General features: G+C 76.5%; 9 protein-coding genes. 1 reads left to right on the plus strand and 8 read right to left on the minus strand.

Going from position 1 to position 12,151, the window contains the following annotated elements; all coding sequences use genetic code 11:
• Positions 1-85: 85 nt before the first annotated feature.
• Together GA0070614_RS07500 and GA0070614_RS07505 are read right to left on the minus strand one after the other, a co-directional pair.
• A complete protein-coding gene (locus GA0070614_RS07500; protein WP_088975268.1) occupies positions 86-1,345 on the minus strand; it encodes a DNA polymerase IV in 1,260 nt (419 codons plus the stop codon).
• Between the two features lie 88 nt (positions 1,346-1,433).
• On the minus strand, positions 1,434-3,053 hold the full coding sequence (locus GA0070614_RS07505) for an MFS transporter (RefSeq protein WP_231933573.1): 1,620 nt from the start codon (positions 3,051-3,053) through the stop codon (positions 1,434-1,436).
• A gap of 84 nt (positions 3,054-3,137) precedes the next feature.
• Between GA0070614_RS07505 and GA0070614_RS07510 the strand changes: the two genes are divergently transcribed.
• Entirely contained in the window at positions 3,138-3,710 is a 573-nt protein-coding gene (locus tag GA0070614_RS07510; protein ID WP_088975269.1) for a TetR/AcrR family transcriptional regulator, read from the plus strand.
• 151 nt (positions 3,711-3,861) lie between these two features.
• Here GA0070614_RS07510 and GA0070614_RS07515 read toward each other — a convergent pair whose 3' ends face one another.
• The 6 genes from GA0070614_RS07515 to GA0070614_RS07540 all read right to left on the minus strand — a co-directional run bounded on the left by GA0070614_RS07515 (position 3,862) and on the right by GA0070614_RS07540 (position 12,130).
• A complete protein-coding gene (locus GA0070614_RS07515) occupies positions 3,862-5,064 on the minus strand; it encodes an alkaline phosphatase family protein (protein WP_088975270.1) in 1,203 nt (400 codons plus the stop codon).
• A complete protein-coding gene (locus tag GA0070614_RS07520) occupies positions 5,061-5,825 on the minus strand; it encodes a methyltransferase domain-containing protein (protein WP_088979300.1) in 765 nt (254 codons plus the stop codon). The genes GA0070614_RS07515 and GA0070614_RS07520 overlap by 4 nt, the downstream gene beginning before the upstream one ends.
• Before the next feature lie 32 nt (positions 5,826-5,857).
• Positions 5,858-6,037, minus strand: a complete 180-nt coding sequence (locus tag GA0070614_RS07525) for a hypothetical protein (RefSeq protein ID WP_088975271.1) — start codon at positions 6,035-6,037, stop codon at positions 5,858-5,860.
• A gap of 94 nt (positions 6,038-6,131) precedes the next feature.
• A complete protein-coding gene (locus GA0070614_RS07530) occupies positions 6,132-9,497 on the minus strand; it encodes an error-prone DNA polymerase (protein ID WP_088975272.1) in 3,366 nt (1,121 codons plus the stop codon).
• A 96-nt stretch (positions 9,498-9,593) separates the two neighbouring features.
• Positions 9,594-11,399, minus strand: a complete 1,806-nt coding sequence (locus tag GA0070614_RS07535) for a DNA polymerase Y family protein (protein ID WP_088975273.1) — start codon at positions 11,397-11,399, stop codon at positions 9,594-9,596.
• Entirely contained in the window at positions 11,396-12,130 is a 735-nt protein-coding gene (locus GA0070614_RS07540; protein ID WP_231933574.1) for a hypothetical protein, read from the minus strand. The genes GA0070614_RS07535 and GA0070614_RS07540 overlap by 4 nt, the downstream gene beginning before the upstream one ends.
• Positions 12,131-12,151 lie beyond the last annotated feature (21 nt).

A 12,151-nucleotide genomic window follows, 5' to 3' on the forward strand; every position in this document is an offset into this window, starting at 1 on the left:
CGGTCGGGCCGACAGACCGTGGCAGCCAACCGGCTGCTTGCCGACAAGTCTACGAGGGGGGTCGCGCGTCGGAAAGCGGGACGACCTACGGCCGGGTCGGATTTTCCCGCCGAGGGGTATCACCCCTACCGAGCAGACTGGCCGGACCTATGACGGACCGCCCGAATCGGGCAGCTGCGGCGTCCGCGGCGGCTTCCGCCTCCCGCCAGCCGCGCTCGGGCGCGCCGAGGGTCAACTGCCGGGGCGCGCCGCTCGCCCCGGCCAGCCCTTCGACGCGTACACCGACCAGCCGGATGCGCTCGCCCGGGTCGAGGGCGGTGTAGAGCGCCCAGGCGGTGTCGAACACCTCCCGGGCCACGTCGGTCGGCCCGCCGAGGGTGCGCGACCGGTTGACGGTGCGGAAGTCGGCGAGCCGTACCTTGATCGACACCGTCCGGCCGACCTGCCCGGCGCGGCGCAGCCGGGCGCCCACCTTCTCGCTGAGGGCGAGCAGCGCGCGGCGGATCTCCAGCGGGTCGTCCACGTCCGCGTCGAAGGTCACCTCCGCGCCGATCGACTTCTCCACGTGCTCCGGGCTCACCGCGCGCGGGTCACGGCCCCAGGCCAGCTCGTGCAGGTGGGTCGCGGACGCCTCGCCGAGCGCCCGGCGGAGCATCCCGTACGGCGCCTCGGCGAGGTCACCGATGGTGGACAGGCCGAGCCGGCGCAGCGTCTCGGCGGAGCGCTCCCCCACTCCCCAGAGCGCGGACACCGGCAGCGGGTGCAGGAACTCCAACACCCGGTCGGCGGGGACCACGAGCAGCCCGTCCGGTTTGGCGCGGGTGGAGCCGAGCTTGGCCACGAACTTGCTCGGCGCCACCCCGACCGAGCAGGTGAGCCCCTGCTCCTCGGCGACCCGCCGGCGGATCAGCCGGGCGATCTCGGCCGGCGGGCCGAACAGCCGCCGGGCCCCGGCCACGTCGAGGAACGCCTCGTCGAGGGAGAGCGGCTCGACCAGCGGGGTGACGTCGCGGAAGATCCGCATGACCGCCCGGGAGGCGGCCGAGTACCGGCCGGAGTCGGGTGGGAGGTAGACCGCGTGGGGGCAGAGCGCGCGGGCCCGCATGGTGGGCATGGCGCTACGGACGCCGTACCGCCGGGCCTCGTAGCTGGCGGAACTGACCACGCCGCGCGGCCCGGTGCCGCCGACCACGACGGGCCGGCCGCGCAGCTCCGGACGGTGGCGCACCTCGACGGAGGCGAAGAAGGCGTCCATGTCGACGTGCAGGATCGGGCTACCCGAGTCGTCGGCGCCCGGCCCGAAGCGCGGGTCTCCGCCGCGCGGCAACGACTGGCTCCGACCCATCCCCGCAGGTTAGCGGGCACCTCCGACAGACCGCCCGGACGGCCGGCGGCGCGCGGCGTCACCCTGCCCGCCCGGGCGGCCCGCGCCGTCAGCCCCGGTCGGCGGACGCCAGGCCCCCGGACGGCCGGTGGCCCGCGGCGTCGCCCGATCCGCCCGGGTGGCCGGTGCCGTCGGCCCGGTCGGCGGACGGCGTCCCCGGGGGTACCCGGCGCAGGGCGACGGCGCTGACCAGCGCCCCGGTGAGCAGGATCGCCGCGCCGACGACCGCGGCGACGGTGAACCCGTCGGTGAAGGCGACGAAGGCCCGGTCGCGCAGCACCCCGGCCACCTCGGCCGGTAGCTGGCCGGCCACGGCGAGGGCGCCGCCGACGGTGTCGGTCGCGGCGTGGGCGAGGTCGTCGCCGAGCCCGGCCGGCACCTCGCCGTCCATCCGTGCCCGGTAGACGCCGGCGGCGATGCTGCCCAGCACGGCGATGCCGAGCGCGCCGCCGAACTCGGTGCTGGTCTCCGAGATCGCCGAGGCGGCCCCCGCCCGCTCGGGCGGCGCCGTGGTGAGCACGAGCGAGGTCGCCAGGGTGCTGGTCGTCCCGACGCCGACGGTGAGCAACCCGTAGCTCCCGATCAGCCACCACACCGGCGCGTCGACCCGCACGGTGCTGACGAGCAGGAAGCCGCCGGCGGCGACGGCCAGTCCCGCGGCGACGAGGATCGCGGGCCGGACGTGCGGGGCGAGCGCGGACGCGAGGGCGACGCCGATGACGCTGCCGACGATGGTCGGGAGCATCCAGAGCGCGGCGTCGAACGGGTCGAGGCCGAGCACCGTCTGCAGGAAGGTGACCGCGAGCAGGCCCATGCCGGCGCTCGCGAAGGTGATCGCCGTGTTCGCGCCGATGGCGGCGGTGAAGGAGCTGCGCGCGAAGAGCCGGACGTCGATCATCGGCTGTGCGCTGCGGCGTTGCCGGCGGACGAAGAGGACGCCCGTGGCGAGGCCGCCGAGGAGGGCCAGCAGGGACAGCGGGTCGAGGCCCTCCGCGGCGGCGTGCTTGACGGCGTAGATGACCGGCAGCACGGCTCCCCACGAGAGCAGGGCACTGAGCGGGTCGAAGCGTCCCGGGCGCGGGTCCCTCGACTCGGGCAGCAGGAACGGCCCGACGGCGAGCAGCAGGAGCATGACGGGGACGTTGATGACGAACACCGAGCCCCACCAGAACCGCTCCAGCAGGAAACCGCCGATGATCGGGCCGATGGCGATGCCGCCGGTGAAGCCGGCCGTCCAGATGCCGATCGCCGTCCGGCGCTGATCGTCGTCGGCGAACATGCCACGGATCAGGGAGAGCGTCGACGGCGCGAGGGTGGCCCCGCCGAGCCCGAGCAGGGCCCGGGCGGCGATGAGCAGTTCCGGGGTGGTGGCGAACGCGGCCAGCAGGGAGGCCGCGCCGAACGCGGCGGCGCCGAACAGCAGCAGCCGGCGGCGGCCGATGCGATCGCCGAGGCCGCCCATGGTCACCAGCAGACCGGCCATCACGAAGCCGTAGATGTCCATGATCCACAGGTACTGGCCGGCGCTCGGTTCGAGTTCGGCACTGATCCACGGGGCGGCCATGAACAGGACGGAGAGGTCCATGGAGGCGAGGAGGGCGGGGATCACGAGGGCGACGAGGCCGATCCACTCGCGACTGCGGGCACGGGGAGGAACAGAGGTGGTCACGCCGCGAAATGTACACCCGTACAAGACATGCGTACAAGACGTTTGTACAATACGGATGTTCAAGGCGGGCACTAGACTGCCGGCATGGGACAGCGAGAGGAACTGCTGGCGGGCGCGAAGCGGTGCCTGGCGGAGAAGGGCTACGCGCACACCACGGCCCGCGACATCGTGGCGGCGACCGGCGCCCACCTCGGCTCCATCGGCTACCACTTCGGCAGCAAGGACGCCCTGCTCAACGCCGCCGTGCTGGAGACCTTCGACGCCTGGGGGGACGCGATCGCGGCGAGCGTCGTGGCCGAGCCCGGCGGCGCGCCGCTGGAGCGCCTCCGGCGGTTCCTGCACGGGGTGTTCGAGACCGCGCGCGAGCAGCGGGCGGTCCTGGTGGCGAGCGTGCAGGCGTACGCGCAGGCGGAGTTCGCCCCCGAGGTGCGCGACCAGTTGGCGGCCGGCTACGCGGCCAGCCGGCGGGACCTCGCCGCGTTGACGCTCGACGTGACGCCGGCCGAGGTCTCGCCCGAGCAGGCGAGCCGGTACGGTTCGCTCGCCCTCGCGCTCATCAACGGCGCCATGCTCCAGTGGCTGCTCGACCCCGGCTCGGCCCCCACCGCCGACGACCTCGTCCGGGCGATCGAGGGGCTCGCCGGGCACGGGCGGTGACGACGGCCCGACCCGCCTGCCCCTGACCGCCGTCGGCGGGCCGGCGATCCGGGGGCAGGGCCCACGCCGCCGGCCGGGGCGACCGGCGGCGGATCGGCCGCCACGCGGGGCAGCGATCCACCCCGGAGGACGCCACGGCGGCCCCCGTCGGTCAGCCGCGCACCACGAGCAGCGGGATGGTCATCTCGGCCGCGGTGTCCGCCCCGTGGTACGCCACCAGCCGGGACACCGCCGGCGGCTCGGAGCGGCTGGCCAGCACCGCGTACGTGCCGTGGCAGGTGACCACCACGTCACCGACGCGCGCCAGGTGCTCCTCCGGCACCGGGCCGAACCGGCCGGTGGCCACCGCCTCGGCGCGGGTCTGCACCCGGGCGGCCGGACCGAGCACCGCCGACCAGGCGGCCACCACGTCGTCGGCCGCGCCCGGCGCGACGTGCAGGTAGCGCACCCGAGGCTCGCCCGAGACCACCCGGACCCCGTCGCGCAGCCGGGGATCGGTGTCCAGGTCGAAGCGGTGCGCGGCGGGCACGTCGAGCTGGCCGTGGTCGGCGGTGACCAGCAGCGCGGCGTCCGGCGGGAGCCCGTCGACGAGGCGGGCGAGCAGCGCGTCCACCCCGGCGGCGGCGAGCCGCCAGGGCGCGGAGTCGACCCCGCTGAGGTGACCGTGCCGGTCCAGGTCGGGGTGGTAGCCGGAGACCAGGGTCGGGCCGTCGCCGGCGGCGAGCGCGGCGAGCATCGTGGCGGCCAGCGCGTCGACACCGGCCGCGCCCCGGTAGTCGCCGCCCCGGTTGGCGGCCAGGGTCAGCCCGCTGCCGGCGTACTCGGGGCGGCTGACCACGGTCACCGCCACGCCCGCCGCCCGGGCCCGCTCCCACTGCGTGCGTACCGGCTGCCAGCGCAGCGGCTCCGGGTCGCCGGTCCACTCGATGTGGTTGAGCACCCGGTCGGTGCCGGGCACCCGGACGGTGAAGCCGAGCACCCCGTGCGGCCCGGGCGCCGCACCCGCGCCGAGGCTCACCAGGCTGGTCGGGGTGGTGGACGGGAACCCGGCGGTCAGCGGCCGGCCGACGGTGGCGGCGAGCCCGGCCAGGGTCGGCGCGTACGGCGCGGCGGTGGGGATCTGGTACCAGCCGAGGCCGTCGACGAGCAGCACCGCGATCCGGCGCACCCCGGCCAGTCGGGGCGTCAGGCCGAGCAGGTCGACCGCGCCGGGCACCCCGAGCACGGCCAGCGCGCTGGGCACCACGTCGGCCAGGCTGCCCCCGCCGTACCGGGGCGGCACGATCTCCAGCGGCCCGACGTGGCCGAGCCCCGGCCCGTCCGGCCCGCCCGGCGCTCGTCGCGGGTCGCTCACGCCGGGCGGCGGGCGAAGAGGTGCAGTTGGGCGGCGAGATCCCGGTACGGCGACCGGGCCGCCAGGGCGCGTTCCAGCTCGACCAGGGCGGCCGGCTGGCCGTCGGCCACCGCGGCGGGGAGCAGGTCGGCCAGGACGCGTACCCCGTGGATCTCCTCCACGGTGAGCCCGGCGGCGCCGAGCAGCGCGGTGGCGCTGTCGGCGTCGAAGCGTCGGCGCAGGGTGTCCCGGGCCCCGGCGGAGCCGTCCGGGGCGGCGGCGAGCGCGGCGGCGACGTCCAGGTGCCCGTTCATCGCCCGGCCCAGCACGGCGGCGGCCCGTCCGGCGACCAGCACGCTGGCCGCGCCGGCCGGGCGCAGCGCGGCGGCGAGGGCGACGGCCACCGGCGCCGGGTCGTCGACCACTTCCAGCACGGAGTGGCAGAGCACCAGGTCGACACTGGCCGGCTCGACCAGCCCGGCCAGCGCGTCGCCGTCGCCCTGCACCGCGCGTACCCGGTCGGCGACCCCGGCCTCGGCGGCCCGGCGGGTCAGCGCGGCGAGCGCGTCGGGGCTGGCGTCGACCACGGTGACCCGGTGCCCGGCCTGGGCGAGCGGGACGGCGAAGCCGCCCGTCCCGCCGCCGACGTCGAGCACGGTGAGCCGGTCGCCGGCGCGTCGGTCCAGCTCGGCGGCGAGGACCGACCAGATGACAGCGGTACGGGGGGTCAACGGCGGTTCGGTGAACCGGGTGGTCTGCTCCACCCGGTCGAGCCTAGTCACCCGCGCCACCGGAGGCCCCGCAGGCGGTGCCGTCAGGACTCCCCGCCGGCGGCGGGGTCCTCCTCCGCGCGGGAGCGCTGGGCGTTGGCCACCGGCCCGTCGGTCACCTGGTACTCGCGGGGCTCCGCGTCCTGCTCCGGCGACCAGCCGGCACCGAGCCGGGTACGCCGGACGTTCGCCACACCACCGGTGTACGTGCTGTTGAAGGTCATGGTCCACCCCCTTGCCGAGCGGGCCACTCTGCCCGCGCGTGTGCGGAAGTCTCCCTCGTCCGGCCCTGGGAAACCGTAATGTGGATCACTCCGCTCAGCGGAAGTCCCGCGACGCCGGGCTGACCGGAGGCTCGATCGGGTCCAGCCGGTCGGCGGTGAGGCTGGTGACGCCCTCGTGCCGTTGCAGCCGTCCCCGCACCACCAACGCCGCGCTGGTGCGCGCTGTCCTCCGGTAGCGCTGCCACAGCCCCGGCGAGCACGTGACGTTGAGCATCCCCGTCTCGTCCTCCAGGTTGAGGAAGGTGACCCCGCCGGCGGTCGCCGGGCGCTGCCGGTGGGTGACGATCCCGCCGACCCGGATCCGCCGGCCGGACTCCACCCGGCCGAGCCGGGCGATCGGCACCGCGCCGAGGGCGTCGAGCCGGTCGCGGATGAACCGGGCCGGGTGGTTCTCCGGGGAGAGCCCGGTGGCCCAGACGTCGGCGACGAGCCGGTCCACCGCCTCCATCCCGGGCAGGGTGGGCGCGGCGGTGCCGGTCACCGTGCCGGGCAGCCGGTCCGGCCGGTCCTGGGCCGCCGCGCCGGCGGCCCAGAGGGCCTGCCGCCGGGTCAGCCCGAAACAGGCGAAGGCGTCCGCGGTGGCCAGCGCCTCCAGCTGCGCGGCGGTGAGACCGACCCGCCGGGCCAGGTCCGGCATGTCCCGGTACGGCCCGCGCGCGGCCCGTTCCGCCTCGATCCGCTCGGCCACCCCGTCGCCGAGGGTACGCACGCTGCCCAGCCCGAGCCGGACGGCCGGCCCGCCGAGGCCCCACTCGTGCGGCGGCTCCCCCGGCCGGCTCCCCCACCGGGTCTGCGGCGTCGACTCCAGCACCGCCTCGGCCCCGCTGGCGTTGACGTCCGGGCGGCGGACCTCGACGCCGTGCCGGCGGGCGTCGTCGACCAGGGTCTGCGGCGAGTAGAAGCCCATCGGCTGGGCGTTGAGCAGCGCGGCCAGGAACGGGCCGGGGTGGTAGCGCTTGAGCCAGGAGCTGGCGTAGACCAGGTAGGCGAAGCTCATCGCGTGGCTCTCCGGGAAGCCGTAGCTGGCGAACGCGGTGAGCTTGCGGTAGACGTCGTCGGCCAGTTCGCCGGTGATGCCCCGCTCGGCCATCCCGGCGTAGAGCCGGTCGGCGATCTGCGCCATCCGCTCCACCGACCGTTTGGCCCCCATCGCCCGGCGCAGCTGGTCGGCCCCGGCGGCGTCGAAGCCGGCCAGGTCGATGGCGAGCTGCATCAGCTGCTCCTGGAACAGCGGCACGCCGAGGGTCTTCTCCAGCGCGTTGCGCATCAGCGGGTGCGGGAAGGTCACCGGCTCCTGCCCGTTCTTGCGCCGGATGAACGGGTGCACCGAGCCGCCCTGGATCGGGCCGGGCCGGATCAGCGCCACCTCCACCACCAGGTCGTAGAACTCGCGGGGCTTGAGCCGGGGCAGGGTGGCCATCTGGGCCCGGCTCTCCACCTGGAACACCCCGACCGAGTCGGCACGGCAGAGCATGTCGTAGACCTCGGGGTCGTCCAGCGTCATGTCGCCCAGGTCGAGGGTCATCCCGATCATGTCGTAGCCGTAGTGCAGCGCGGAGAGCATGCCGAGGCCGAGCAGGTCGAACTTGACCAGGCCGACGGCGGCGCAGTCGTCCTTGTCCCACTGGAGCACGCTGCGCCCGGGCATCCGGCCCCACTCCACCGGACAGACCTCGATCACCGGCCGGTCGCAGATCACCATGCCGCCGGAGTGGATGCCCAGGTGCCGGGGAAAGGTCTGCAACTCGTTGGCGTACGCCACCACCTGCTCGGGGATGTCCTCGACGTCGACTGCGGCGACCGAGCCCCAGCGGTCGATCTGCTTGCTCCAGGCGTCCTGCTGTCCGGGCGAGAACCCGAACGCCTTCGCCACGTCCCGCACCGCCGACCGGGGCCGGTACGAGATGACGTTGGCGACCTGGGCGGTGTGCTCGCGGCCGTACCGGGCGTAGACGTGCTGGATCACCTCCTCCCGCCGGTCGGACTCGATGTCCACGTCGATGTCGGGCGGGCCGTCGCGTTCCGGGGCGAGGAACCGTTCGAAGAGCAGCCGGTGCCGGACCGCGTCGACGTTGGTGATCCGCAGCGCGTAGCAGACCGCCGAGTTGGCCGCCGAGCCCCGACCCTGGCAGTAGATGTCCTGCTCGCGGCAGAACGTGACGATGTCGTAGACCACCAGGAAGTAGCCGGGGAAGCCCAGCTCCTCGATCATCTTCAGCTCGTGGTCGAGCTGCGCGTACGCCTCCGGGTGCGCCTCGGGCGGGCCGTAGCGCTCCCGGGCCCCCTGCATCGTCAGGTGCCGCAGCCAGCTCATCTCGGTGTGCCCCGGCGGCACCGGGTACGCCGGCAGCCGGGGCGCGACCAGTTGCAGGTCGAACGCCAGCTCCGCGCCGAACTCGGCGGCCCGGGCCACCGCACCCGGGTACGCGGCGAACCGGGCCGCCATCTCCGCGCCGCTGCGCAGGTGGGCGGTGGCGGCGGCGGGCAGCCAGCCGTCGATCTCGTCCAGGCTGCGCCGGGCCCGTACGGCCGCCAGGGTGGTGGCCAGCCGGCGTCGCCCGGGGGTCGCGTAGTGCACGTTGTTGGTGGCCACCGTGGGCAGCCCGGCGGACGCGGCCAGCTCCGCCAAGGCGTCGTTGCGGTCGGCGTCGACCGGGTGCCCGTGGTCGGTCAGCTCCACCGCCACCGTCTCCGCCCCGAAGAGCTGCGTGAGCCGGTCCAACTCCCGGGCCGCCGCGTCCACGCCCTCGGTGAGCAGCGCCGCCGGCACGTGCCCCTTGCGGCAGCCGGTGAGCACCAGCACGTGGTCGCGCAGCTCGGCGGCGACCTCCTCCAGCTCGCCGTAGACCGGGCGGCCCTTCTCGCCGCCGCGCAACTGGGCACGGGAGATGGTGGCGGCGAGCCGGGCGTACCCCTCGTGGCCGTGGGCGAGCACCAGCAGGTGCCGGCCGAGCGGGTCGGGCTCGCCGTTCTGCGGGCCGGGCAGGCCGAGGGACAGCTCCGCACCGAAGATCGTCGGCAGGTGCAACGTCCGGGCCGCCTCGGCGAACCGGACCACGCCGTAGAAGCCGTCGTGGTCGGTGACGGCGAGCGCGGTGAGCCCCAGCCGGGCGGCCTCCTCGGCCAGTTCCTCCGGGTGGCTGGCCCCGTCGAGGAAGCTGAAGTTGCTGTGCGCGTGCAGCTCGGCGTACGGCACCGTGCCGTCGGGACGGGTCAGCTCGGGCGGCTGGTAGTGCTGCCGCTTACGGCTCCAGGCCGGGGCGTCGCCGCCGTCGGCGTCGACCGCGAGCGGGTCCACCACGTGCAGGTGCCGCTCGCCCCGGGGCCGGTCCTTGCCGGGCCGCCCGGAGAGCACCTGCTCCAGCTCCGACCAGGGCATCTTCGGATTGTGGAAGCTCACCGGCCAGCCCTCCGGCGGCGGTACGTCGACACCGTGCCAGGTCGCGGCCGCTCGGCGGGCGGCAGGTCAGCGGGCCGCTCGACCGGGGCACGCCGCTCAGTCATAGATCGCCTCCACCAGCCACCGACCGGCCTCGACGGCCAGCAGCAGCGCGGCGCCGTCGGCCAGGCAGACCTGGAACCGGGCTCGGCGACGCGCCTCGGCCGGCGCCCACCAGCGCTCGTCCACCGGCCACGGGCCGGCCCAGCCGACGATCTCGGCCGGCGCGGCCGAGCCGACGGTCAGCCGGACGGGCGGGGCGCTGACCGCCAGCCGGGCACTGACCACGACCGGCTCGCCGGCGGCGTCGTGCACGGCGGCGGCGAGCGGGGTGGGCAGCACCACGGCGGGCGAGGGTGGTGGCAGCCGGCCCGGCCAGGGCGGCACGGGGTTGCCGGCGGCAACGGCCCGCCCCGTTCTCCCGGCCCGACCGGGCGCGCCCGACCGTCCACCCGGCGACGCCACCAGGCCCGACGCCCCACCCGCAGACGCCACACCCGCCGCCGACACACCCACTGGCAGCACGCCCGCCGGCGACACGCCCGCCGCCGCGGGCACGGGCGGCGAGGGCACGGGCGGCGACAGCACGCCGCCCGGCCGCTCGACAGGCTCGCCGGGCAGCGGGGGCGGGCCGGGTCGGGCGGGGAGCCGTTCGTCGCCCCAGGGGACCAGATGTGTCTGGTCGGCCGGGGACCGGCCGCCACCGAGCACCGCGGTGACCACCGCCTCCGGACCGAGGATGCCCTGCACCCGGCTCAACGCCCGGTGTGCCCGCTCCCGCTCCTCGCCGGCCTCTCCCCAGAGCCCGGCCTGCAGCCCCGACCGGGTCAGCAGCCCGTCGGGGACCAGCCGCAGCCGGACGATCCCGGCGGTGGGCCGGGCCGGTCGCGCGCCGGCCCGGCCGGTGCTGCCGGAGAGCCAGCCGTCGAGCTGCCAGCGGACCCGGTCGGCGATGGCCGCGGCGGTGAGCAGGCCGTCGTGCCGCCAGACCCGGTGCAGCTCCTGGCCGTGCGCGGTGACCGCCTCGATGCCGAGCCGGGTGCAGGCCAGCCCGTGCGCGGCGAGCCGGTCGTGCAGCTGCTCGGCGAGCGCGCGGGCGGCGAAGGCCGCCGCGTCGACCCGGTCCAGCGGCTCGTCGTGGTCGGCGGTCACCGCCAGGTCGACCGGGGGTTGCCGGACCGCCAGCGGCCGGTCGTCCCGCCCGGCGGCGAGCCGGTGGGCCAGCGCCCCGTCGAAGCCGAACCGGGCCAGCACGTCACCGGCGGGCAGCGCCGCGAAGTCGCCGAGGGTACGCACGCCGAGCCGGCGCAGCAGGTCGGCCAGGGCGGGCCGGCCGAGCGCCTCGACGGGCAGCTCGGCGAGGAACGCCGGCGTCCCGCCCGGCGGCACCACCTGGCCGGCGCGCGCGGCCAGCCCGGCGGCGAAGACCCCGTCGGCGACACCGACCTGGCTCTCCACCGCGCAGGCCTGGGCCACCTGCTCCACGATCCGTTCGGCGGCCGCCTCCTCGCCGCCGAAGTAGCGGGCGGGGCCACGGGCGGCCAGCGCGCAGGCGCCGGGGCGTACCACCTCGACCCCGGCGGCGACCTCCTCGACGGCGGCGACCACCGGCTCGAAGGCGCGGGCGTCCCGCCCGGGGTCGTGGTCGACCACGGTGAGCTGCGGGCAGCGGCCCTGCGCCTCGCGTCGGCGCAGCCCGCGTCGCACCCCCTCGGCCCGGGCCTGTTCGGAGCAGGCCACCACCCGGTTGGCGTGCAGCACGGCGACCGGGCCGGTGGCCGGCACCCCGTCGACGATCTCGGCGGCGATCACCGGCCAGTCCGGGCACCAGAGCAGCAGGGTGCGTACCGGCCGGCCGGTCACGCCCGACCGACCAGGGTGAGCGCGCCACGGGAGCGGCCGGCGGCGCCGGCAGCGGTGGCCGTCGGGCGGGGGATGACCCGGGTGAGGTGGTCACCGGGGAGCCAGACCTTGATCTCCTTGGGGCGGGCCGCCGCGCCGCGCCCGCGGGCCGAGACGGTGACCTCGCGGCGGCGCAGCCGGCCCCGGCCCACCCCGAGCCCCTCCCAGGCCCCACGGACCACCTGGAGGGTGACGTCCGCACCGTCCCACCGGCCGTACGGGACGAGCACGCAGCCGCGCTGGCGGGCGCGGGCGGCGAGCCGGTCGGCGACCGAGGCGGAGACGGTCTGCGGCACGGCGGTCACCACCACGTCGACCCCGTCGATCAGCGCGGCGACCACGGTGGGCCACTCGGGGCCCGGGTCCGGGACCAGGGCGAGCCGGTCCAGCGCGATCCCCAGCTCGGCGGCGGCGCCCACGCCGAAGGTCGGCACCCCGACCACCGCGCACCAGGAGCCGGCCCGGGACGCCTCGGCGAGCAGGGCCAGGACCAGCGAGGTGCCCCCACTGCGCCGGGGCCGGCCGACGGAGACCGCGACCGTGCTGCCCCGGCGCAGCCCCCGATTGGGCAGCAGCCCGGTCAGCTCGGGCGCCACCGGGAGCATCCGGTGCCCGCCGGCCGGGTCCGGCGCGCTCGCCGGACGTACCAGAGCGGCCAGTGCGGCGGAACCGACCACCATGCGGCCCGCCATCGGACCAACCCCCCGTCGTCG

This window comes from Micromonospora coxensis, from assembly GCF_900090295.1.
Lineage (GTDB): Bacteria > Actinomycetota > Actinomycetes > Mycobacteriales > Micromonosporaceae > Micromonospora > Micromonospora coxensis.